Source organism: Myxococcota bacterium (genome assembly GCA_039030075.1).
Taxonomy (GTDB): domain Bacteria; phylum Myxococcota_A; class UBA9160; order UBA9160; family SMWR01; genus JAHEJV01.
Genome location: JBCCEW010000007.1, coordinates 235,140 through 258,344, shown reverse-complemented (window position 1 = coordinate 258,344; position 23,205 = coordinate 235,140). Strand labels below are relative to the sequence as shown.

Sequence of the window (23,205 nt, the reverse complement as noted above, 5' to 3'; positions counted from 1 at the left end):
GGGTGCGATCGGTTCCGCACGGAGCTACTGCAAAGTGAGTGCCAGTATCTGGGAAACCGTAACGCACTCCGTTCGGAACGGAGTCTTCTGCACACATTCGAAGCCGCCGGTCATCTCGGGTGACACGACTCCGTGCTTCGTGCGAGTTCAGTTCCGCGCGAATCGCGGACGCCCACAGCACAGAAATTCGGCGGCACCCACTGCGCCACATTGGTCCCGGGCGGCGCAGAATCGGTCCGACCGTTCGCTGACTTCTCATCGTGGAACCGTCTGGGAGACACTCGGCCGTGACACCGATACGCGACATCACAGGGAGGGACCGAGGCCTCTCAACCTCTCGAAATATCAACCCTTTTCCGAGCGTAGCAAACGGCCCCGAGGCGACCATCGACGGACCCCTCACGAACTCGCAAGTTCCATCGAAACCACTGTAGATAGAACGCAGTTCTGATCCAGTGGCCGGAATCCGCACACCCGAAGCGTCCGAGCGGCTGCCCGTCCGGCGGCGCCACGATGCCGAGGCCGGGCTCGTATCGATACCGACGGAGCCAACGAGCGGGCTTCCATGTGCGATTTCCACCCCGGTAAGAAAATCTGCGTCCCAGCTGCCGCCTCGCGATGCGGTGCGGTGTTTTCACGGACCGGCAAATCCGACGCAGCGTCAAACTTCCGGTCAGTCGGAGCTGCGCCGCAGGTCGCTTCGTGCCCCCGGGGAGGGACGGAAGTCTGCTTCCAACTGTGGGAGCTGCGTTCCCTGTAGGTAGGCGATCGGCCGCTCGTTCAGGGAGACAGCTCGACGACCTTGACGCCTTCCGGCGGCACGAACTGGAACACCTCGGCTCCGGGGCGTTGGTTCACGCGGAGGTCCTCGAAGGCGACCTCGGCGATGTTGCCGAGCAGGTCGACGACCCGGGTCTGGCGCACGTCTCCCGCCCTCGGGTCGACGGTCAGGTAGAGCTTCTCATAACTCGCAGGGGTCTTCGGCACGAGCTCGAGCTCCACTTCGTACGCCTGGCACGAGACTGCCGTCACCTCGAAGTCTCGCCGCATGTCTCCGGCCCCGAGCAGGAATTGCGCTGCGGCGCCGCTCAAGAAGCCCTCGCCGGCGGGGAGCTTCTGGGCCTCCCGGAAGCCGGGGTCGTAGAGCCAGAGGGTCTTCCCATCGCTGACGACGAGGCTCGGCTCGGGTGCTTCGTAGGACCACCGCATCTTCCCCGGTTTCGCGAGGACGACGGTCCCGCGCGAAGTCGTCTTCGCCGCGGTTCCTCCGCCGAGACTGACGGGCCGGGTCGTTTGCACGAAACGCGCGCGCAGATCCCGGACGCCATCGTAACGCTTCTGCACGGCGGTGGCGGCGGTGTCCCGGCAGCTCTCGGAAGTGGGCTCGGGGACCGCATCGGCCCAGGCGGCGGTCGCGGCGACGCATCCGAGTGCAAGAAGAGAAGCCAGGCGAAGTCGCATGCTCGCAGCGTAGTCCATGCGGGCTTCGACGGGGGAAGAGCGCCGGGATTCAGAGCGCTCAGTCGATCGGGCTGACGAACACTTCCCGCGGCTTCGTGCCCATCTGGGGACCGACCACACCTTCGCGCTCCATGTGCTCGACGATGCGCGCGGCGCGGTTGTAGCCGATCTTCAGCCGGCGCTGAACGTACGAGATGGACGCGTTGCGCGTCTCCGCGACGATCTGGACCGCGCGGTCGTACATCTCGTCGACGTCCTCGTCCTCTTCGCCGCGCTCTTCGGTCTCGACGTCGATCCGCACGAGGTCTTCGTCGAAGGAGGGGGCGCCCTGCTCCTGGAGGAAGCCGGTCAGGCTCCCGACTTCGTCTTCGGTGACGAAGGCGCCGTGGAGCCGCTGCATCTTCGAGGTGCCGGGCGGGAGGAAGAGCATGTCGCCCGAGCCGAGCAGATGATCGGCGCCGTTCTGGTCCAGGATGGTGCGCGAGTCGGTGCGCGACGAGACCTGGAAGGAAATGCGCGCCGGGAAGTTGGCTTTGATGACGCCCGTGAGCACGTCGACGCTGGGCCGCTGTGTGGCAAGGACCAGGTGGATGCCGGCCGCTCGCGCCATCTGGGCCAGGCGCTGCAGCGACTCTTCGACGTCCTTCGCGCAGACGACCATCAAGTCGGCGAGCTCGTCGATGACGACCACGATGTAGGGCAACGTCTGGAAGGGGACCTCGACGCCTTCCTCCTCGTCGGGCCCGGCCTTCAGCCGGAAGGTCTTCTTGCCGGCAGCGAGCTCCTTCTCGCAACGCTCGTTGTACTGCTGGATGCTGCGGACGCCGAGTGCCGCCATCAGCTGGTACCGCTCTTCCATCTTGCGGACGATCCCGGCCAGCGCGGCGGATGCCCGTTTCGGGTTCGTGACCACGTCCGCGATGAGATGAGGAATGCCGGCGTAGATCGAGAGCTCGAGGAGTTTGGGGTCGATCAGCAGCAGCTTGAGTTCGTCGGGGGTGCGTCGGCAGAGCACGGAGCACAAGAGCGAGTTGAGGAACACGCTCTTGCCCGTACCGGTGGCGCCGGCCACCAACAGGTGGGGCATCTTCGCGAGATCGGCGTCGGCCGGGTTCCCGAAGATGTCCTTGCCCAACGCAACCGGCAGGCGGGCCTCGCTGCCTCGGAACTTCTCGCACTCGAGGAGGTCGCGGAGGTAGACGGTCTCGCGTTCCGCGTTGGCGACCTCGACGCCGACGACCGACTTGCCGGGGAGCGGCGCGATGATGCGCACGGAGAGCGCGCGCAGGGCCAGGGCGAGGTCGTCCGCCAAGCCGACGATCTTGTTGACCTTGATGCCCGAGGCCGGCTCGAACTCGTACATCGTGATGACCGGACCCGGATGGACCTTCACGACGCTGCCGCCCACCCCGAAGTCCTGGAGCTTCTTCTCCAGGATGCGCGAGTTCATGATCAGGCTGTCGCGGTCGTAGGTCCGCGCACCCCGCGGCGGCTCCTGGAAGATGGAGACGTCAGGGAGTTGATAGGGACCGGCGTGGCGCTGCTCGCGGAACTGGAAGCTCTCCTGCTGGCCGCCCTTCGGCGAGCGCTCCTCGGCGTGGTCGACGATCTGGGGGCCCCCGCGTTCCCGCTTGGCGGCCGCGCGTTTCGCGGGGGTCGCCGGGGTCAGTTCCACAGCCGCGTCTTCGGCCGTGAGCTCTTCCTCGGGCTCGGGTCCGCGCTGGGCCGCGACCCGGGCGCGGCGGGCGCGCTGCTCGCGCCAGACGCCGAGGTGGCTCCAGCCCCGCTCGATGCCCTGGGTGAGTTCTCCCACGCCCCGGCGGGCGGCAGCGAAGGCGGCGCCCAGCGCCCGTCCAATTTCCCCCACGAGCGCCAAGGCGGCACCTGCAATGACCCCCAGCAGGGCGCCCAGTCGCCCGAGGGCCCGGCCGACCGAGAAGCCCGTGACGGCCAGGAAACCGATGCTGGCGACCAGCGCATTCGCGAGGAGCGCGCCCCAGGACCCGAGCAGCCAGGCTTGGTGGCCGGCCAGGAAGTCGCCCAGAGCGCCGCCCTCGAGGCCACCGAGCTTCGGCAACGCCTGAGAGAGGAGAGGCGGGATCGCCGCGGCCGGTGCGAGCAGCAGCGGGATCGCGAGCGCCGCCCGCGAGGACAAGGACGGGAGCCCGAGCCCCGCGATGAGCCGCGCGCCGAGCAGGGCGGCGAGGCCGACGACCAGGTAGGAGGCGAGGCCCAGGCTGCCAACCAGGGTCGAGGCGAGGATCGCCCCGAGGCGCCCCCCCCGGTTCGCGACCGGCTCGCTGCTCCAGAGCGGATCGTGGGGCGCGTGGCTCCAGACGGCGAGGGCTGCGAAACAAGCCAGTCCCAACAGGGAGACCCCGATCGCCTCTCGGGCGAATGCGGTTCCCAGCGATCCGCCGACGGGCTCCTCGGGAGCCGCCGACTTGCGCGCGCGAGCGCGCGCCGCCTTAGCCATGGCGCCTGCCCATCGAATTCACCCCCCGGGATCCGTCAGGCAAATCCAGGGTACGCGGGAGGAGGGCGGCGTCAATGGCGGCGTCCTGGGTGGCCTGCGTGACCTCCCTGTGTGCGCCGAGACCCGAACTCGCGCCCATTCCAGCGTGAGCGCTGCGATCGCCTCGCCTTGCGGTCAGACGAACTCAAACCGCGTTCGTCGAAACCTGGCTCGGCTTCGCCTTGACGGGTGTTCCCGTCGACGAGACCATCGAAATTCACCCCTCAACCGACGGAGCAACGTCCATGGCAAGCGTGAACAAGGTCATTCTGGTGGGGAATCTCGGACGCGACCCCGAGCTCCGTTACACACAGGGGGGTCAGGCGGTGGCGAACTTCACGATGGCCACCACCGAACGCTTCTCGACGCGCGACGGCGACAAGCAAGAGCGAACCGAGTGGCATCGCATCGTCGCCTGGGGGCGGACCGGTGAGCTGTGCGCGCAGTACCTGTCCAAGGGGCGCAGCGTCTATATCGAGGGTCGACTCCAGACCCGCGAGTGGGAAGACAAGGAAGGCCAGAAGCGCCGCACGACGGAGATCGTGGCGAACACCGTTCAGTTCCTCGGTGGTCGCGGCGAGGGAGGCCCGTCGAGTCCGCCCTCCGGTCCGGCGGGTCCGTCCGGAGGTGGCTCGGGTGCTGGCGGCTTCGACTCCGGTCCGCCGCCGTCGGACGACATTCCCTTCTAGTCGTCGCGAGGGGCGCCCGCAGAGGGCGTGCTTCCGCCGATCGAGCGTACGCGGTGCGCGCGGTCAGCTTGCGCCGACGCGCAGGTTGCGGACGAGCTGGTTGATCAGATCGCGCGACTGCTCATCGAGGTCTTCGAACTCGATTCCCATGCCGGGCGGTTCCTGGAGATCGCCTTCGGTGATGCGCGCGACGCGCCCCATCACCTGAATCGGGTCTTCGCTCCCCGGCACCCGAAACTGCAGCGCCACCGGCGAGCCGAGCTCGGGCGGAGTCTCGGTCTCGACGAACATGCCGCCCTCGTTGATGTTGCGCGCGAACTCCGAGAACAGTTCGTCGACGGTCTTGTAGTCGACGCGAACCACCAGATCGACGCGCTCCGAGCGGCGCCGTTCCGCGGTCTCCGCGCTCTCCGAGTTGCCGGTCTGTTGCACTTGGGTCTTCATTCGCATTCCAGGCTATGGGCTCCGAGGCCGCAGGTTCCTATCGACCCGACGCGCGGACGGCCTTAGCGAGTGCCGAACGCCCCGTCCTCTCGAAGACTCACGAAGCCGCGCTCGGCCACGACGACGTGGTCGACGACCCGGATCCCCAGGATCTCGCCGGCTTCCGCCAGCCTGCGGGTGACCTCGCGGTCCTCCAGGCTGGGGGAGGGGTCGCCACTCGGATGGTTGTGGACGAGCAGCAGGGCGGCGGCGCTGGCGCGCAGGGCTGGCCGGAACACCTCTCGCGGGTGGACCAGGCTGGCCGTGAGGGTGCCCAGGGACACGGTCTCCTCGCCGAGGATCCGGTGGCGTCCGTCCAGCAGGACGACGATGAAGTGCTCCTGGGGAGCGCGTCGCAGCCGAGCGGCGAAGCGCCGGAAGACCGCTTCGGGGCTGCTCAGCACCGCCCCCTCCGGCAGCCGGCGGGCGGCGCAGCGACGACCGAGCTCGAAGGCGGCGCAGAGCGACGCCGCCTTCGCCGTGCCAACGCCGGGCAACCGCGTCAGTTCGGGCACCTGCGTCGATTCCAACCGATCGAGGCCACCGGTACGGATCAGCACGCGGCGGGCGACGCCGAGGGCATCTTCCCCGCGCACGCCCGTGCGCAAGAGCAAGGCGAGCAGTTCGGCGGCACTCAACGCCTCGGGTCCGAGTCGTCGAAGGCGTTCCCGCGGCCCGTCGGGGGCGGGTTGTGCTCTCTGTGTGCGCGTTCTGGCGGCGTCGTGGTCCCGTGCCATGAAGACTCCCGGGACCGGGAGCGAAGAGCCTACTCGCGATGGCGCGCCGCGACGACCCGGCGCAGCGAAAGACGCGCTAGCGGGGCGAGACGCTGGCGACGAGGGTGGCGCGTAGCATGCGATTGACGATCAGGCTGGCCAACGGGTGGCGCAGCTCTCGAACGCGCAGCGCGATCTCCGTGGCGTCGCCGCGTTCGGCGGCGCGCTCTGCCAGTCGCGCGACGAAGCGCTCGTGTTCGGTCACGCGTTCCAGGCGAGAGACGAAGCCCGCCGGGTCCAGCATCAACTGATTGAGCTGGCGATCGAGGCGTCGATCGAAGACGTCTCCCAGCGTGTCCCGCGAAACGCGCGGTCGCGTGTTCCCCGATGCGGGTGCATGCGCGAGCATCGACACGAACTGTGGGCGGATGATCGTCGCCGAGCGACGCCGAGTCGGAGCCGTGCGCAAGCTCGACTCGGCGCCGCCGGCGACTGCCCTCGGAGAGACGTGGTGCTCGTCGAGCACCAGGGTGCCGTCCCCAGAGTCGGCAGTGGGAAGCGTCGGAAGGAACGAGGGAAGAGACGGGATCACCATCAGCCCGACCGCGGCGGCCGTCGCAGCGAGCGCCACGGGTGGGGTCATCCAGCGGGTGACGGCTTCCCAGCCGCGCAGCCAGAGCGGCGGTCGGTCGCGTTGCTCGGCCACTTCCGCGAGGACGCGCGTCGCGAGACCGGTCGGCGGTTCGGGGTCGGGCAGGTCGCGTAACAGCGCGACCACCTCGCGGAGCTCGCGTTCCACCTGCGGATCCTGGGAGGGGTCGTCGAGGCCGCGCGCCCAGGGCTCGAGCGGCGGTAGTTCCGGGGCGTGGGGATCGCGGGGGTCGGTCACGGCAAGTCTCCTTGGGCCGTCTTGAGTTCCGAGGCGAGGATCTCGCGCAGACCGTGGCGCGCGCGATGGATCCGGGACTTCACGGTGCCTTCCGGGACACCGAGGATTTCAGCGATGACTTTGTAGGACTGGCCTTCGATGTCGTAGAGCACGACCGCTACACGGAGCTCCTCGGGGAGTTCGAGCAACGCTTCCTGTACCCGCTGCTGGATCTCGGAGCCGTGGGCCGCGTCTTCCGGGTCGCGAGGTGCCACCGGGAGGTGCGCTCCCGTGGCCTGCCGCAGCGCGAGTTCGCGTTCCCTGGCGCGGGCCCGACCGAGGCTGCGCCGACGGTTCAGGGCCGCGTTGGCGGCGACCCGGTAGAGGAACGTGGAAAACCGCGCTTCGCGCCGAAAGCGGTGGCCGTGCCGGTGCAGGCTGAGGAACGCCTCTTGGGCTGCGTCTTCGGCCTCCTCGCGGTTGCCGAGCATGCGGAAGAGCAGGCGGAAGACGCTCTTCTCGTGGCGGCGGACCAGCTGGTCGAAGGCCAGCGATTCTCCCGCCTGCCAGCGCGCTACCAGTTCGGCGTCCGGATCGTCGGACGCCTGGAACGGGGTGGGCGGGTTCTCCGGGAAGGCCGGGGCCTCGGCGAGTTGGGCGCTCATGGAGTGCATGCCCGAAGTGGGACCCCGCTCCGGCGGGGCAAGTTCCCCGGATTCGGGGGAAACTCGGCCCGGCTGGGGGTCCTTGCCCGAGCTCACCTGGTGGAGGGCCCCGTCGGGGATTCCAGGGGGTCGCCCTGTCGCTCCCAAACACCACTCTTTCCGCCGTGCTTGCGGACGAGATGCACGGCCTCGATCACCATCCCGCGGTCGACGCCCTTGCACATGTCGTAGATCACGAGCCCAGCCGCCGAGACGGCGACCAGAGCCTCCATCTCGACGCCGGTCTTGGCTTCGGCCCGCGCGGTGGCCTCGATCCGGACCCGGGAGTGGGCGGGATCGGGAGTCAACTCGATCTCGAGCGCGTCCAGGGGGAGCGGGTGGCAGAGCGGGATCCAATCCGAGGTGCGCTTCGCCGCCTGGATGGCCCCGAGCCGAGCCGTCGCCAGCACGTCGCCCTTGGCGATCCCGCCTTCCGAGATCTTGGCGAGGGTGTCCGGCGCCATGCGGACGGCACCCGCGGCCACGCACTCGCGTTGCGTGACCGGCTTCGCACCGACGTCGACCATGTGTGCGCGGCCCTGGGCGTCGAGATGGCTCAATTCGCTCATGAGGAAACCGGCTCTCCCTGGAGTCGCCCTTCGATCCACTCGAGCAAGTCGGAAAGGACTTCCTGGTAGCTCGGCTCGTTGAAGATCTCGTGACGCAGCCCCGCGTAGCTGCGGTGTCCCCCGCGCGGGGCCGCCTTCGCGAAGGCCTGGCCTCCACGGACGTCGCAGATCGGGTCGTCAGCGCCGTGTTGGATGAGTAGCGGAGCCGTCACTTCGGCGCCGCGATCGTGGGTGTGTTCGACCCACGCACCCAGTTCGCACGCGAGCGAGACCGTCAGCTTGTGCTCGACCAGCGGGTCGGCGTCGTAGGCCTCTCGCACCGCGGGGTCGGTGGCCAGGCCGTCTTCTGGTAGGCCTGCGGCGATCCGGAGCTTCGGCGCGACCATCCGGAGCAGGCGGGCGAAGCTCATTTTTCGGCGCAGCGCACCTTCGGCGATCGCGAGCGGGGGGCCGGACAGCGCGACGCCGCTGACTTCTGGACCGCGCTCGCAGACGAAGGCGGAGACGATCAGACCGCCCATGCTGTGCCCGAGTAGAAAGAACGGGAGTTCGGGAGACTCCTTGCGAAGGGCGTCCAGCACGAACCCGTAGTCGTCGAGGAACATCTCGAAACGATCGACGTGGCAGCGGGGACCACTCGAGCGTCCATGTCCGACGTGGTCCAGCGCATGGACCGCGATGCCGCGCTCGGCGAGCCAGGTCCCCACGTGCTCATAGCGGCCGCTGTGCTCGGCCAGGCCATGCGCGAGCAGGACAGCGGCGCGCGGTGCGCGCGGGAGCCAACCCCGTCGATAGAGAGAGCGCGCCGCGATGCCCTGAACCGAGAGCTCGTAGCGGCGAAGCGGTGTACTCAAGGTCGTGTCGACTTCAGGAGCGGGCGAGTCGCTGGACGGTGGCGCGGGCGGCGCGTACGCGATCCAGGTAGGCCACGCCGCGAATGTCCGAACCCCAGAAGTAGGCGGAGATCCCGTCGTCCTCGCCGAGCCGACGGATGTTGTCGGCCAGAATCCAGCAGCCGGCTTCGATGTTGTTCTCGATGGTCGTCAGGTTGCCGCCGAGGTCGAGCAGGGCGGCCATGTGCGGCATCACCTGCATGAGTCCGACGGCGCCACTCTTCGAGAGGGCCCAGGGGCGGGCGCTGCTCTCGACCAGAATGATTGCCGTGACGAGCTGCGGATCGAGGCTGTGACGCTCGCTGCTGCGAATCACCGCGCGCGCGATCCGACGCCGTTCACTCGGAGCCAGATGCGGATTCGCCGACCCGAGCACCATGTCGATCGAGTCGACGGCCTGCTCCACGGCGGGTCGCTCGGCCGAATCGCCGCCCGCCATGTGAGGCTCGCCCCGGACCACGAGGCCCAAGGCGAGTACCGCCAAGAACAGGATGTGCGCGCGTCTCACAGGGGGTCCCCCAGGGGTGGACGAGACGAGCCGCCTCACCCCAAGAGCGTGATTCACCGCACCCGAGAGTATCGTTCGATCGCTGGGCGGACCAAACCCGAAACTCGGAAGCTCCATTGAGGAGCGGCAACCGAGCGTTTCAAGTGGCTGTGGCGGCGATTTTCCCGCGGGTGCGCAAGTCGCATTCGAGTCGCGTTGACCCCTCTTTGGAGCGGGTGATAGGCTGCTTGCGGTTCGATGGGGATGGGACCCAATGGGTCGCCGTTGTTTGCGTCCGTCATGCGTCATGGAGCCCGAATCGCCCCTGGGAATCTGACCGGGGGCACCCGCCTGATCGCCAAGCCGTTCGTCGCCATGGGCCCGTTCAGTGGGCACGAAAACGTCCCAAGGGCAACGAACGCACCGGAGTCTTGAAGAAAGCACGGGCAACGCGAGCAGGACGACGCCGACGCGTCGCGAAAGTCGAAGCCTCCACGGCTCCCAAGGATTTCCCTCACCCATGGATTCCCCGACCTTCGCCTTCAATACCCGTCTCGAAGGCATACCGGCCGACCGGTTGCTCGAGGCGCTCAGCCGGATCCATCCCTGGATCCTCGTGATCGATGAACAGCGGCGCGTGCTGTGGGTGAGTGAAGGATTGTCGGATCTCGATGGCCTGGACGACTTCCGCCCCGGCGTCGATGCACGTTCCTTTCTGTCGCGTCTGCCGCGGCCCGAACAGGTGTTCCCGCTGCGCTCCAGCCTGCGCGGCCGGAGTCATCTCGAATCGGTCCCGCTCGAGCTGCGCGCCTCCGACGGCCGCCCGATCGACGTCGACCTCGATCTGGTGCGCATCGATTCCGAAGCCGGTGATCTGCTCTTCGTCATCGCGACCGAGAGCACCGCGAAGGTCGAGAGCGGCCTGGACGCCGAGATCGTCGAACTCGTCCCCGAGGCCCTGCTCGCGATCGACGCGGCGGGCTTCGTTCGCCGGGCGAACGCCGCCGCCTGCCGTCTCCTCGAGGTCGAGGCAGAGCAGATCCTGGCGCGCCCCGTGACCACCCTGCTCGCGCAGGGGGTGCAAGATCTCGAATCGCTGACGTCCCTGCTCACCGGGCCGACGTGCGTCGAGAGCGCGTCGCTCGAGCTGCGCGGCGCCTCGGGCGAACAGGCCACCCTGGAGGCGACGGTGCGTCCGCTGTCGGACGGTCACCTGGCTCTCCTGCTGCGCCGTCCCGGCCAGGCCGACTCCGTCGACCTCCAGCGCGCCCACGATGAGCTGGAGCACTGCATCGGTGGGCTGGCACACGACCTGCGTTCGCCGCTCGTGAGCCTGCTCGGGTTCTCGCGGCTGCTCCGGCAGGACTATGAGTCCGTGCTCGACGACACCGGGCGACACTTCGTCGATCGCATCGAAACGGCCGCGCGCAGCATGGAGTCGCTGATCCACGACCTGCTCGAGCTCGCGCGGATCAGCGAGCCCGAGGTCGAACCGATCCCCGTCGACCCGAGTCGGGTGATCGCGGAAGTCGCTTCCGCGCTGGCACCGCGCCTCGAGGAGGCCGGCATCGAGCTGGTGGTGCCCGAGAGTTCCGAGCTGCGCGTCCACTGCGAACGCCCGCGTCTCTACCAGGTCTTCTCGAACCTGATCGGGAACGCCGTGGAGCACATGGGACCGATGGCGCATCCGCGGATCGAGGTTCGCGTCGACTCGAACGAGAGCGGTCACGAGATCGTGGTCTCGGACAACGGCCGTGGCATCGACCCCGCGGATCACGGACGCATCTTCGAGATCTTCCAGAGCCTCGGGAAGCGCTCCGCCCGACACGGAACGGGGATGGGGCTCGCGATCGTGAAGAAGATCGCCGAGAAGCGCGGTGGCCGGGTCTGGGTGGAGAGCGACTCGGGAAAGGGCGCTCGTTTCCACGTGAGCTTCCCGACTCCCCAAGCGAGCGCGCCCTAGCCGCAGCTCCCTGCTTGCCTTGCCCGGCTCAGGGGCTTCCCGTAGCCTCGCGCGCCGGGGAGGTGGCATGTATCCGGTCCTGTTCTCGATCGGCGACTTCACCATCAGCACATTCGGTCTGATGATGGCGACGGCCTTCTTGGTCGGCTCGTGGATCACGGCGCGTCGCATGGAGGAGATCGGTCTCGACCCCGATCTCGCCACGACCCTGCTCGTCTACGTGATGCTCGGGGGCATCCTCGGCTCGAAGCTGTATTTCGCGATCGACGTGCACTTTCGCGAAGGAAGGCCCTTCACCGATCTTCTCTTCGCTCGCGATGGCATTACGTGGTACGGCGGGCTGATCCTCGGCACGGTCATTGGCGCGATCGGATGCCGCATCCACGGTGTCTCCGTGAAGCAATTGATGGACTGCGTGGCGCCTGCGGTCGCCGTCGGGCAGTCCCTCGGTCGTGTCGGGTGTTTTCTCGTCGGAGACGACTACGGCAAGGTCACGGACGTTCCCTGGGCCGTCACCTTCCCCCAGGGCGCGCCCCCCACCCTGGACTACGTCCATCCCACGCAGATCTACGAGATCCTGTGGCTCATGCCTGTCGCCGCCGTGCTTTGGAAACGGCGGGACAAGAGTCCTTTCCTGTTCGGCGAGTACATCGCGGCGAACGGGCTCGGTCGGCTCTTCATCGAGGAGCTGCGCGTCAACGAGGAAGTGCTGCTCGGTCTCACCGAACCCCAGATCGTCGGGATCTTCCTGATGATCGCGGGCGCTTCGTCTTGGCTGTACTTCCGGAGCCGCGTCGCCGAGGATCCGTCCCTCGCGACGCGTTCGGTCGCGACCTCTTCCTAGGTCCGCGTCAACCAGCGCCCGCGCGGCGTGTGTCTTCGCCGAGCCGGTCGGCCAGCGCCTGGGCGGCGCTGACGACGCGATCACGGTCCTCGCCGAAGGCGAGTTGAGACAGGCTCGCGACGGCATCGCGCGCGAGAGGGACCCAGCGCGCATCCGGGGGACCGCCCGCCGCCCACGCTGTCAGGCGCGCCACGCTCTTCGCGTAGTCGCGAGACAAGTAGGCGGCCATGCCCTCGGCGTAATCGCACAGGCCCGAGACTTCCGCGGGCGGGTCGGGTTCGTCGAGCGCTCGGGTGAAGACCTGGGCCGCCCGCTCGAAGGCACCGGCCTCGAGGTAGGAGCGTCCCGCCACCATCAACCCGTGGGCGGGGTCTCCGAACATCTGAGAGAGCACGTCATCGAGGGAGGTGCCGAAGACCGCGAGCACGCGATCGGGGCGTTCGCAGAGGAAACGCGCAGCGACCTCGTTCGAGGACTCGACGACGAGCATGCGCAGCTGGTCCGAGGTGCGCGCGACGAGGTCCTGAAGTTCCTGGACGCCCTCGTCCAGCCGCTCCCCGACCGTCTCGAGCATCTTCTCGAACTCCTCGAACAGCGCCTTGCTGTCCTCGCCGGCGTCCGAGTGCAGCGCGCGAACCCGAGGCCCATAGACTTCACGCTGATAGAGGTTCTCGCGGAGCTTCATCGCCTCGTGGAAGAGCGATCCGACCGCAAGGTCGAAGAGCGCCTCCCGGTGGGAGGGCCGCCGGTCCTCGCCGGGTTCCCGGAAGAACGCGTGGCTGCGCTCCTTGAGTCGGAACAGCACGCTCGACTCGTCGTCGCCGATCAGCACTGCGAGCTCGGGAAAGCGCAACCCGACGCTGTCGTGGCGCCGCGCGAGCTCGTCGACGAGTCGGTGGACCTCGAAGAAGTCGCGCAGGATCTCGACGATCCGGTTCTTGGAGCGCATTCCGCGTCCAGTATATGGGTGGCCCCGCACCGGGCCCACACGTTCGCGTGACGCCCGATTCCCCAGTCGTCAGGCGGCCTTGCGGAGTGACTGAGAGTCCGCGCCTCGATGGCCGCGCCCGGGGGGGTCCCCTATGTTCGATCGACGGGTCGGCGTCCCACCGGCCCCCCATACATAGTGAGGACCCCATGACTCAGATCGAGCGCGAGAGCATGGAGGTCGACGTCCTTTACGTCGGGGCAGGTCCCGCCACGCTGGCGTCGGCGATCCATTTGATGAACCAGGTCGAGGCCTGGAACCAGAACGCCGAGAAGAACGGCAAGCTGCCCATCGAGCCGCCCACCGTCCTGGTGCTCGAGAAGAGCGCCAACATCGGCGACCACATGCTCTCGGGCGGGGTGATGAACCCCAAGGCGATCCGCGAGTTGATCCCGGACTTCGAGGACCAGGGGTTCCCCACCGAGCACGTGTGCAACTACGCGGGCTTCTGGATCTTCCACCCGAAGGGGAAGCTCGCAGCGCCCCAGTTCGCGACGCCCCCGAACTTCCGCAAGAAGGGCTACCACATCGTCTCCCTGAACAAGGTCGCGAAGTGGATGGCCGAGCGCGCCGAGACCGCCGGCGTCGAGATCTATCCGGGCTTCGCCGGGGACAAGCTCCTCATCGAGGGCGATCGCGTGGTCGGTGTGCGCACCGGCGACATGGGCGTCGACAAGGACGGCAAGCCGAAGGGCACCTTCCAGCCGGGCATGGACATCTTCGCGAAGGTGACGGTGCTCGGCGAGGGCGTGCGCGGCACGCTCTCGAAGCAGCTCATCGAGCGCTTCGACTTGCACGGCCCCAACCCCCAGACCTTCGAGACCGGCATCAAGGAGATCTGGCGGATCAATCCCGAGAAGCACAAGCCCGGTCGGGTCGTGCACGGGATGAGCTTCCCGAAGATCCTCGACGGGTTCCACGGTATGTGGCTCTACGACATGCAGGACGACCTGATCTCGTACGGCTTCGTGACCCAGCTCGACTCCACGAACCCCTTCTGTGATCCGCATCTCGAGGCCCAGCGCTTCAAGACGAATCCGTGGATGAAATGGTTGCTCGAGGATGCCGAGCTGGTGCGCTACGGCGCGAAGACGATTCCGACGGGTGGACTCTACGCCCAGCCGAAGCTCTACCACGACGGCGCGCTGCTCGTCGGTGACTCGGCCAGCATGTGCAATGCCCAGAATCTCGCCGGCATTCACATGGCGATGAAGACGGGCATGATGGCCGCCGAGACGGTGGTCGATGCACTGGCTGCACAGGACTTCACCGCGAAGACCCTGGGCGGCATGACCGAGCGCTACCGCACGAGCTGGGCCTACGACGAGCACTACCAGGCCCGGAACTTCACCGGCAGCAACGAGCGCGGCCTCTTCTACTTCTTCTTGAACGAGCCGCTTCGCATGATCACCGGTGGCCGTGGCATGGAGGACAACCTCTCCACGGAAGCGGGCCACCTCCACATGAAGAAGCTGGCGGAGCTCCCGAAGGAGAAGCGCCAGAAGGAAGACTTCGAGTTCGATGGGAAGTTGACCTTCACGAAGGAGCACCTGGTCGGCTTCAGTGGCACCGCCCACGAAGCGGATCAGCCGTCGCACCTGGTGGTGGCGGACACCGACCTCTGCCGTGACGTCTGTGCCGAGGAGTACGGGAACCCGTGTGAGAACTTCTGTCCGGCGGCCGTCTACGAGATGGTCGACGACACGGAGCGTCCCGGAAAGCAGAAGCTCTTCATCCACCACGAGAACTGCGTCCATTGCAAGACCTGCGACATCGCAGATCCCTACCAGGTGATCACCTGGACGCCGCCCGAGGGTGGTGAGGGCCCGGACTACACCCAGATGTGAGACGCGGGGCGGGGCTTCGGTCCCGCCCCAGCGCACTCTGCTCCACGCGCGCACGCGGTTCAAGCGTCGGCTCGGCCCGGCCGAAACGTCAGGGCATGCGCTTCACCGCTGCCCTCTGCGGCCTATTCGTTGTGGCTTCGTCCGCGAGCGCGAGCCCGGACACCGAAGATCGCGCTCGCTATCTGCGTGCCGTGGAACGGGGGCTGGCCGAGGCGCGTTTCGCCCAGACCGCCCACGACTGGTACACCGGGGCGAGCCAGCGCGCGGACGCATCCCGTAGCGCACCGCAGCTGCGCGCCGACGCGACGGGACACGTGACCGCGACCTACCGATTGGTGGCGCCGGGGTTCGAGACCGAGCTGCGTCCGACCGGCGTCGACGAGGCGCCCTACGTGGGCGTCGTCCACTACCGCGAGTGGGTATACCGCTGTCGGGACGCCAGCGCGGACACGTGCAGCGTGACCCACGCGTCGCCGCGGGCCGCGCTCTTCCGCTACCGGGACGGACGCTGGGACTACTGAAGCCCCACGGCCGGCGCCCACAGGTAGAGGAACGCCGGGCCGCGCAGCGCCATGCCATCGGGCCAGAGGCTCGGTAGCTCGCGCGTACGCTCGGCCGGCCGCGTGTAGAAGTTGCTCGTGTGCTCGCTCGGTCGGTGATAGGTGACGACCTTGGCGTTGGGCACCCCGGCCAGGCTGCGGGCGATTGCGACGGCGCCGTCGACGGAACCGATCTCGTCGATGAGACCGGCTTCGAGCGCCTGTGATGCGCTGTAGATGCGCCCGTCGGCGAGTGCTGCGATCTGCTCCTCGGTGAGGTCCTCGCGTCCCGCGGCAACCACTTCGAGGAAGCGCCCGTAGAGATCGTCGATCACGGATTGCAGCTGGACGCGCTCGTCCTTCCGCATGGGTCGCAACATCGAGCCCGTGTCCTTGAAGTCGCCGCTCGTGACCGTCTGGTCCTCGACGCCGACCTTCTTCATGAGACCGGTGAGGTTCAGACCCGAGAAGATCACACCGATCGACCCGGTGACCGTCGTGCGCTCGGCCCGCACGCGGTCGGCAGCCATCGCAACGTAGTAGCCGCCGGAGGTCGCCATGCCCATCATCTGGGCTACCACCGGCACCTCCTCTTCCTGTTTGAAGCGCAGGATCTCCCGGTAGAGGATGTCGCTGCCGGTGACCGTGCCGCCCGGGCTGTTGATGCGCAGGACCACCGCGCGCACGTTGTCGTCCTCGCGGGCGGCATCGAGCTCGTCGCGCACCCGACTGACCATCCCCTCGGTGACCGTACCGAAGAGCTGGGAGACTTCGGGCGCGTCCCGGATGACGCCGTCGATCTCGAGCAACAGGATCTTCGCGTCGCCGCTGCCGTCGACCGTCGTCTCGACCAGCGGTTCGACGCGTCCACTCGGGAGGTTGATGGTGATGCAACCCGAGGCGCCGATCACGGCGCCAAAGGCGAGGCAGAGAGTGGCGAGGCGCAGGGCGAGCGACATGACGGTTCCTCCCGAAAGCGGTCCTGGAATGCGGATGGTAGCGGCGCGCTTCCCGGAAGCCGACGGGGCTCGCGTTCCAATCGGTCGGCGAAGCCACAAACGAAGAGGGCGGGAGCCGCACGCGGCTCCCGCCCCTCCCGACGTCTCTCACCCCCCTTGGTCGAGACGTCTCGAATCTCGCTCGATCAGCTGCAGCCGCTGGTGCCGCCGCAGTTCGGGCACTTGTAGCAAGCGCCGTTGCGGATCATGATCGAGCCGCAATCGCTGCAGCTCGGCGCGTCCGCCTGGTTCACGAAGGAGCTGGGCTCAACCCCCGACCCACCGGCGACCGCAGCCACCTTCTCGGGAGCCGGGGCTTCGAGGCCATCCGCGGTCAGGTTGTCCTGCTCGTCGGCCATGGCCGGCTCCTGCAGGAAGCGGTTGCCCAGGTAGCGGAACACGTAGTCCATCACCGACTTCGCGATCGGAATCTCGCGGTTGTTGGTGAAGCCGGCCGGCTCGAATCGGGTATGGCTGAACTTGTCCACCAGTGCCTTGAGCGGCACGCCGTACTGGAGCGAGATCGAGGTCATGGTGGCGATGGTGTCCATCAGCCCCGAGACCGTGCTGCCTTCCTTCGCCATGCGGAGGAAGATCTCACCCGGCTGGCCGTTCTCGTAGAGCCCAACCGTGAGGTAGCCCTCGTGGCCGGCGATCGAGAACTTGTGGGTGCGCGCCTCGCGCTCGTCGGGGAGCTTCGCCCGGATCGGACGCGCCGCGGTCTCCTCGTTGGTCTCGCTCGAGACGTCCTTGCCGGCGTTGAGCGGCTGGGTCCGCTTGCTGCCGTCGCGGTACACCGCCAGCGCCTTCAGGCCGAGGCGCCAGCCTTCGGTGTAGGCGAGCACGATGTCGTCGACCGTGGCGTCCTCGGGGAGATTGACCGTCTTGCTGATGGCGCCCGAGAGGAAGGGCTGGACCGCGCCCATCATGCGCACGTGCCCCATCCAGTGGATGCTGCGGGTGCCTTTCGCGGCGCGGAAGGCGCAGTCGAAGACGGCGAGGTGGGCCTCGTCGAGATCGGGTGCGCCTTCGATCGTCTCGTTCTCGTCGACGTACTCGACGATCCGGACGATCTGCTCCTCGGAGTAGCCGAGGTGCCGCAGAGCACTCGGGACCGTGCCGTTCACGATCTTCAGGAGACCGCCGCCGACCAGCTTCTTGTACTTCACGAGGGCGATGTCCGGCTCCACGCCGGTCGTGTCGCAGTCCATCATGAAGGCGATCGTGCCGGTGGGAGCGAGCACGGTGACCTGGCCGTTCTTGTACCCGTGCTTCGTTCCCTTCTCGAGGGCTTCTGCCCAGCTCTCGCGAGCCGCGGTCATGAGGTCTTCCGGGACACCCGTCGACGGGATCGCCTCGGCGGCCTCCTTGTGCATGCCGATCACTTCGAGGAACGGCTTGCGGTTCATGCGGTAGCGCGGGAACGGCCCCATCGCCTCGGCGACCTCGGCACTCGTGGCATAGGCCTGGCCGCACATCAGTGCGGTGAGCGCGGCGGCGAGGTTGCGGCCCTCGTCGCTGTCGTAGGGCAGTCCGAACGACATGAGCAGCGCGCCGAGGTTGGCGTAGCCGAGCCCGAGCGGGCGGAACAGGTGGCTGTTCTTCGCGATCGCCTGCGTCGGGTAGTCCGCGTGGTCGACCAGGATCTCCTGGGCCAGGATCGTGAGCGCGGCGGCGTGACGGTAGGCCTCTACGTCGAACCGTCCGCCCTCGTCCACGAACTTCATCAGGTTCAGGCTGGCCAGGTTGCAGGCCGTGTCGTCGAGGAACATGTACTCGGAGCAGGGATTGCTCGAGTGGATGCGCCCGGACGCCTTCACCGGATTCCAGCGGTTGATCGTGGTGTCGTACTGGATGCCGGGATCACCGCAGACGTGTGCGGCTTCGGCCATCTCGCGCATGACGTCGCGCGCCTTCAGCGTCTCGAGGCTCTCGCCCGTGGTGACCGCGCGCGTCTGCCAGTCGGCGTCGTTCTGGGTGGCCTGCATGAAGCCGTCGGTCACCCGGACCGAGTGGTTCGCGTTCTGGAAGTACACCGAGTCGTAGGCGCCGCCAGGCACGTTGAAGCCGCCGTCGTAGCCGGAGTCGATCAGCGACCAGGCCTTCTTCTCCTCGTCGGCCTTGGAGTGGACGAACTCCATGATGTCGGGGTGGTCGACGTTCAGGATCACCATCTTGGCGGCGCGGCGGGTCTTCCCCCCCGACTTCACGACGCCCGCGAAGGAGTCGAACCCGCGCATGAACGAAACCGGGCCCGACGCGGTGCCACCGCCAGCCAGGCGCTCCTTCGACGAGCGGATCTTCGACAGGTTCGAGCCGGCGCCCGAGCCGCCCTTGAAGAGCATGGCCTCGGTCTTCGCCAGGTCCATGATCGACTCCATGGTGTCGTCCACGGAGTTGATGAAGCAGGCGCTGGCCTGCTGGGGCGTGTTCTTGACGCCGAGGTTGAACCAGACCGGCGAGTTGAAAGCCATCCGCTGGGTGACGAGGATGTGGGTCAGCTCGTCCGAGAAGGCCTGGGAGTCGGCCGGTGTCGCGAAGTAGCCCGCGCCGTCGCCCCACTCGCGGATCTTGCCGACCACGCGTCCGATCAGCTGCTTGACGCTGCGCTCGCGCTCGGGCGTGTCGAGGTGACCCCGGAAGTACTTGGACACGACCACGTTCGTGGCCAGCTGGGACCAGTCCTTCGGGATCTCGACGTCGTTCTGTTCGAAGACGACCTCGCCGTTCTCGCCGGAGATCTTCGCGCTGCGCAGCTCCCAGACCACGGCGTCGAACGGGTCTTCGCCTTTGCGGGTGAAGTTGCGTTGGATCGAGACGCCCTTCGGCGTGCGACGCGTCTTGCGCCCCTTCGCTCCGACGGCGCGCAGATGCGCGCCTTCGTTGCTGCCTCGATCCTTGCCGTTGCCGCCCGTGGTGTGCGTAGCCATGAAGCGTGCTTCCCCCCGAAGATCCTAGAAGTTGATGGGTCCGATGGTCGTCACGCAAGACGTGACGAGTGAGTTGCTGCACACCGCCCCGTCGGTGGCGGCGATGTGTGACGATTTGGGGCGGGGTCGGTTCGGGCGCTGACCCCTGGCGCGGATGACTGCTCAGCGAGTGCCGAGATGGGGAGACCGTGGGCTTCGACGCGATCGCACGCTCGCCGCTTCGCGCGCTCAGAAGACACCTGTTCCGAAAGCCCTTTCGAACTTCCGGTGGTGGACTCGGCGGATCCAGGCCCCCCAAGGGCCGGTCCAGTCCGATGCGTTGTTCTGAGTGCTTTGGAGCACCGTGGTGGATGCTCGTTTGGGGGCGAGGTGCGCGGCCGTCGAAGGGCCGCCCGCTCTCATTCTCTTTCAATTCACCGGGGATGAGAGAGGCCCTGAAACTCAGGGCCCCCGAACAAGCACCAGGTCCTCCATCCCGGAAACCCGCTCGCTTCCCCCTGCCGACCGCCTGTTATCGAACCCCCCCAGGCCGTCAGAGGGACATGTCTCATCCCCGTCTGACTTGTGTACTCCCGGGGCCTGAGTGAGTCAAGCACGAAGCCACAAAATGTGGTGGCTATCCAGGGTCAACAACACAAGCCCTTGAGTACACACGCCTTTTCGCCCCATTGTTCGGGCGGGGCTCCAAGCGGACCCGCAAGCGGACAGCAGGGAGGGCGCTCAACCCCTTGATTTCAAAGGGTTGATGGCCTCTCCGCCGTGGCTTGGCCCGGCTCAGTCCGGCAGGCCCGTGAAGCGGACGCCGATCCCGTCCGAGACCTTGTACCGGATGTTCATGCCGATCAGCAGGGCGGTCATCGATTCCACGATCCGGGCGTTCGAGAGCGGGCCGCCGTCGACCCCCTGGAGCCCGGGAATCAGGCCACAGAGCTCGATGATCTGGCCGCGCGGCTCCTTGGGGCCGGAGACGACGACGTCGCACTCGACCGGGTCCGGCAGATGCTGGAGCCGGTGGGCCGACACGTTCTGGAAGGCGGAAACCGTGTGGACGCCCTTCGGGACCAGGGCCGCCACGAGTTCCGCGCAGGAACCCTGCCAGACTCCGATCATCCGCGACGCCGCGTCGCCCACCGAGGTGGCCAGCGGGACGCCCATCGACACCACGATCTGACCCGGGGACAGGCGCTCCTTGATGCCCTTCACCGTCCCGGCGGTGTGCTCGAAAGGCACCGACAGGATCACGATCTCGGAACTCGCCGTGGCGTCTCCGTTCTCGAGCCCCTCTACGTCGGCTCCGGGCACCTTCTGTCGGACTTCCTCGGCGGCCTCGACGGCGCGGTCGGCTTTTCGCGAACCGATCACGACGCGCCTTCCCGCGGCGCAGAAGCGCAGGGCCAGTCCAAGTCCTTGATCTCCGGTTCCGCCGAGAATGGCCACCGAACTCGACATCGTGCATCTCCGATCTCGCGCGAAGCGCGTCTGGGGGGCCGCGCCGAGGGCGCGGGAGCGTCGCAGGGAAGGGCGAACTGGGGCTCGCCGAAAGAGGGCCTACCCTAGCGGGGTGAGCGAGCCGGGCGCACCCATCCAACCGACGGAGATCGCCCAGAAAGGGCCGCGCACCCTGGCGATCCGCTGGTCCGACGGCGTGCTCAGCGAGATCGAGGTGCGCGCGCTGCGCCTCGCCTGTGGCTGCGCCAGCTGCATCGACGAGTGGAGCGGCGAGGGGCTCCTCGACGTCTCGTCGGTCCCCGAGGACATCCACCCCGTCACGATCCAGCCGGTGGGTCGCTACGCGATCCAGGTGGCGTGGAGCGACGGCCACGAGACCGGGATCTACCCCTTCGCGCGCCTGCGCGAGCTGGGCGGCGACGCCTCCTAGCCCTCCCGCGCGAGGAACGCCTCGACGGCGGCGTCGAAGGCGGCCGGCGCCTGGAGGTTGACCACGTGTCCCGCCTCGGGCACGACCACCAGCTCCGCGCTGGGCAGGGCGTCTGCGAGGGTCCGGCTGGCCGCGAGCGAGCCCGCATCTTCCGCGCCCGCGATCAGCAATACGGGGAGTGGCAGCGGCTTCGCGCGGAGCGCCTCGGCGAGGTCTTCCGGCGTCGGGAGCGCGTGCACGACGCCGCGCAGCATGTGGGCCATGGCGTGGGGCGGGTGTTCCAGGAAGCCCTGACGCACGAGGTCGGCGCCGCGGGCGTCCAGGCCGGAGCTGGGTCCCCAAACGAATTCGGATCCGGCCGCCTCGAGGCCGTCGGCGTCGAGGCGGTCCGCGAACGCGCGGGCGACGCGTGAGAAACCGCCCGGTCCGGCGCCCCGCGACGCGGGGTACGAGGCCAGGATCAGACCCCGGATGCGCTCGGGTCGCGCGCGCGCGAAGGCCAGCGCCGTCGCCGCGCCGAGGGAGAGCCCGCCGACGAAGGCCGGCGCCGGGTCGGTGGCGTCGAGGACGCGGCCGAGGTCTTCGCAGAGCAGAGCAATCGAGTAGTCGTGGGCGTTCGGGGGCGCGTCACTGCGGGCGTGGCCCCGCGCGTCGTAGATCACGCAGCGGAACCGCTCCGAGAAGCGGCGCCACTGGGGACGAAAGTTGCGGGCGCTGCCGCCGAAGCCGTGGGCCCAGACCAGGAGCGGCCCTTCGCCTCTGACTTCGATGTGAAGCCTCGGAGTCTCGGGGTTCGCTTCCACCGTTGGCTTCTCCCCATCGAACTCTTCCGCGACCGTACTGCAACCGGGTCGGCCCGTCCCCGGCGACCCTGGATCGCTGTGCCAAACCCTGCACAGGTGCGCAACCGCGCTTGAAGGCGAGGGCCCAGTCGAGTAGAACCGCCTCGCGATCGGTCGTCAAAGCTGGCGAAACGTGGAGGGCCACCGATGCAGCGATGGATTCGTGGGCTCGCGGCTGTGCTGTTGGTGATGCCTCTCGGCTCGAAGGCTCAGCTCGTGATCGACGATGTGCAGATCACCTCGGGCCCCGCCTACGTCGACGACGTGTTCTCGGACTACTTCCTCGCTCCGGTGGTGCGCGGATCCGGAATCGCGTCGGTTCAGTTGACGAGCCAGTTCGGCGGCATCGACGTCCCGATGGTCGAGACCGATCCCGATCAGTTCGAGTGCGACGAGGTCATCGCCAGCGAACCGTGCGAGAACTTCGCGGCGGTCGGCGATCTCACGGCGCTGGGGAGCCTCACCTTCCAGATCGTCGGAGACCTGGGCGAGATGGACACCGTCGTGGTTCCGGTCGCCGACTGGGACCCCGCACCAGGGCAGGGCAGCGATCGACCGAACGTCGCGGTACCCCAGCCTGGGGCCTCGGTCGCCTCGGGGTCGCCTCTCAGTTGGAGCGCCCCGCCGGCGTGGGTCCAAGCGATCGCCGTCTCGGTGGAAGAGTCGCCGATGGGCGACCTGGTCGATGAGGCCCTGTTCTTCGGCGACCCCCTGGGCGCCCCCGCGACCGACACGTCCTGGACGCCCACCGGAATCGAGGACGCCGTCGCATACGACTTCCCGATCTCGTTCGTGCAGGTCTTCTCGCTGGACGATCCGAGGACGTCGAGCGGTGGCCGGGCCTACCTCTTCAGCAGCGGCTACTCGAGCGAGAACACCGTCTCCTTCGTTCCGGAGCCTGGCTTCGCGTTGTCCTTCGCTTGCGGGGTGGGCTTGCTGATGGCTCTTGCCTCCCGCCGCGCGCCTTCTTTCTACCCTCAACCCTAGGTG

21 protein-coding genes are annotated in these 23,205 nt (G+C 67.8%); 7 read left to right on the top strand and 14 right to left on the bottom strand.

Going from position 1 to position 23,205, the window contains the following annotated elements:
• Window positions 1-780 precede the first annotated feature (780 nt).
• Both lolA and AAF430_10390 read right to left on the bottom strand, forming a co-directional pair.
• On the bottom strand, window positions 781-1,461 hold the full coding sequence (gene lolA, locus AAF430_10395) for an outer membrane lipoprotein chaperone LolA (protein MEM7410631.1): 681 nt from the start codon (window positions 1,459-1,461) through the stop codon (window positions 781-783).
• Between the two features lie 58 nt (window positions 1,462-1,519).
• A complete protein-coding gene (locus tag AAF430_10390) occupies window positions 1,520-3,937 on the bottom strand; it encodes a DNA translocase FtsK 4TM domain-containing protein (protein MEM7410630.1) in 2,418 nt (805 codons plus the stop codon).
• Window positions 3,938-4,221: 284 nt separating this feature from the next.
• Between AAF430_10390 and AAF430_10385 the strand changes: the two genes are divergently transcribed.
• The gene (locus AAF430_10385) at window positions 4,222-4,665 is read left to right on the top strand and encodes a single-stranded DNA-binding protein (GenBank protein MEM7410629.1); all 444 of its coding nucleotides are present in this window, start codon (window positions 4,222-4,224) and stop codon (window positions 4,663-4,665) included.
• A gap of 63 nt (window positions 4,666-4,728) precedes the next feature.
• Here the strand turns inward: AAF430_10385 and AAF430_10380 are convergent, their stop codons facing one another.
• The 7 genes from AAF430_10380 to AAF430_10350 all read right to left on the bottom strand — a co-directional run bounded on the left by AAF430_10380 (window position 4,729) and on the right by AAF430_10350 (window position 9,406).
• Complete coding sequence (locus AAF430_10380) at window positions 4,729-5,109, bottom strand: TIGR02266 family protein (protein MEM7410628.1); 381 nt, start codon at window positions 5,107-5,109, stop codon at window positions 4,729-4,731.
• Between the two features lie 62 nt (window positions 5,110-5,171).
• Window positions 5,172-5,885 (bottom strand): DNA repair protein RadC, encoded by a 714-nt coding sequence (gene radC / locus AAF430_10375; protein ID MEM7410627.1) that lies wholly within the window; start codon window positions 5,883-5,885, stop codon window positions 5,172-5,174.
• A 76-nt stretch (window positions 5,886-5,961) separates the two neighbouring features.
• Window positions 5,962-6,753 carry a hypothetical protein gene (locus AAF430_10370; GenBank protein MEM7410626.1) on the bottom strand — a complete coding sequence of 264 codons (792 nt, stop codon included), beginning with the start codon at window positions 6,751-6,753 and terminating at the stop codon, window positions 5,962-5,964.
• Window positions 6,750-7,397 (bottom strand): sigma-70 family RNA polymerase sigma factor, encoded by a 648-nt coding sequence (locus AAF430_10365; protein ID MEM7410625.1) that lies wholly within the window; start codon window positions 7,395-7,397, stop codon window positions 6,750-6,752. Before AAF430_10365 ends, AAF430_10370 begins: the two co-directional genes overlap by 4 nt.
• A gap of 92 nt (window positions 7,398-7,489) precedes the next feature.
• On the bottom strand, window positions 7,490-8,005 hold the full coding sequence (gene moaC / locus AAF430_10360; protein MEM7410624.1) for a cyclic pyranopterin monophosphate synthase MoaC: 516 nt from the start codon (window positions 8,003-8,005) through the stop codon (window positions 7,490-7,492).
• Window positions 8,002-8,859: a lysophospholipase gene (locus AAF430_10355; protein MEM7410623.1), complete on the bottom strand. Its 858-nt coding sequence runs from the start codon at window positions 8,857-8,859 to the stop codon at window positions 8,002-8,004. Before AAF430_10355 ends, moaC begins: the two co-directional genes overlap by 4 nt.
• Window positions 8,860-8,872: 13 nt before the next feature.
• Window positions 8,873-9,406: a transglycosylase SLT domain-containing protein gene (locus tag AAF430_10350; protein ID MEM7410622.1), complete on the bottom strand. Its 534-nt coding sequence runs from the start codon at window positions 9,404-9,406 to the stop codon at window positions 8,873-8,875.
• 499 nt (window positions 9,407-9,905) lie between these two features.
• On the opposite strand from AAF430_10350, the gene AAF430_10345 reads away from it, so the two are divergent.
• Window positions 9,906-11,348, top strand: coding sequence for an ATP-binding protein (locus AAF430_10345; protein ID MEM7410621.1), 1,443 nt, complete (start codon window positions 9,906-9,908; stop codon window positions 11,346-11,348).
• 67 nt (window positions 11,349-11,415) lie between these two features.
• Window positions 11,416-12,192 carry a prolipoprotein diacylglyceryl transferase gene (locus AAF430_10340; GenBank protein ID MEM7410620.1) on the top strand — a complete coding sequence of 259 codons (777 nt, stop codon included), beginning with the start codon at window positions 11,416-11,418 and terminating at the stop codon, window positions 12,190-12,192.
• A gap of 7 nt (window positions 12,193-12,199) precedes the next feature.
• Here AAF430_10340 and AAF430_10335 read toward each other — a convergent pair whose 3' ends face one another.
• Window positions 12,200-13,141: a hypothetical protein gene (locus tag AAF430_10335; GenBank protein MEM7410619.1), complete on the bottom strand. Its 942-nt coding sequence runs from the start codon at window positions 13,139-13,141 to the stop codon at window positions 12,200-12,202.
• A gap of 188 nt (window positions 13,142-13,329) precedes the next feature.
• On the opposite strand from AAF430_10335, the gene AAF430_10330 reads away from it, so the two are divergent.
• Window positions 13,330-15,027 carry an electron transfer flavoprotein-ubiquinone oxidoreductase gene (locus AAF430_10330; GenBank protein MEM7410618.1) on the top strand — a complete coding sequence of 566 codons (1,698 nt, stop codon included), beginning with the start codon at window positions 13,330-13,332 and terminating at the stop codon, window positions 15,025-15,027.
• 191 nt (window positions 15,028-15,218) lie between these two features.
• Window positions 15,219-15,548: a hypothetical protein gene (locus tag AAF430_10325; protein ID MEM7410617.1), complete on the top strand. Its 330-nt coding sequence runs from the start codon at window positions 15,219-15,221 to the stop codon at window positions 15,546-15,548.
• On the opposite strand, the gene sppA is transcribed toward AAF430_10325, so the two are convergent.
• The 3 genes from sppA to npdG all read right to left on the bottom strand — a co-directional run bounded on the left by sppA (window position 15,542) and on the right by npdG (window position 20,943).
• Window positions 15,542-16,525 (bottom strand): signal peptide peptidase SppA, encoded by a 984-nt coding sequence (gene sppA / locus AAF430_10320; GenBank protein ID MEM7410616.1) that lies wholly within the window; start codon window positions 16,523-16,525, stop codon window positions 15,542-15,544. The genes AAF430_10325 and sppA overlap by 7 nt on opposite strands.
• Window positions 16,526-16,710: 185 nt before the next feature.
• Window positions 16,711-19,494: a vitamin B12-dependent ribonucleotide reductase gene (locus tag AAF430_10315; protein ID MEM7410615.1), complete on the bottom strand. Its 2,784-nt coding sequence runs from the start codon at window positions 19,492-19,494 to the stop codon at window positions 16,711-16,713.
• 774 nt (window positions 19,495-20,268) lie between these two features.
• Window positions 20,269-20,943, bottom strand: coding sequence for an NADPH-dependent F420 reductase (npdG, locus tag AAF430_10310; protein ID MEM7410614.1), 675 nt, complete (start codon window positions 20,941-20,943; stop codon window positions 20,269-20,271).
• Window positions 20,944-21,055: 112 nt separating this feature from the next.
• Between npdG and AAF430_10305 the strand changes: the two genes are divergently transcribed.
• Complete coding sequence (locus AAF430_10305; GenBank protein ID MEM7410613.1) at window positions 21,056-21,373, top strand: DUF971 domain-containing protein; 318 nt, start codon at window positions 21,056-21,058, stop codon at window positions 21,371-21,373.
• Here the strand turns inward: AAF430_10305 and AAF430_10300 are convergent.
• Complete coding sequence (locus tag AAF430_10300) at window positions 21,370-22,176, bottom strand: alpha/beta fold hydrolase (protein MEM7410612.1); 807 nt, start codon at window positions 22,174-22,176, stop codon at window positions 21,370-21,372. The two genes, AAF430_10305 and AAF430_10300, sit on opposite strands and share 4 nt — an antisense overlap.
• Before the next feature lie 186 nt (window positions 22,177-22,362).
• Between AAF430_10300 and AAF430_10295 the strand changes: the two genes are divergently transcribed.
• Window positions 22,363-23,202 (top strand): hypothetical protein, encoded by an 840-nt coding sequence (locus tag AAF430_10295; protein ID MEM7410611.1) that lies wholly within the window; start codon window positions 22,363-22,365, stop codon window positions 23,200-23,202.
• The last annotated feature ends 3 nt before the right edge of the window (window positions 23,203-23,205 follow it).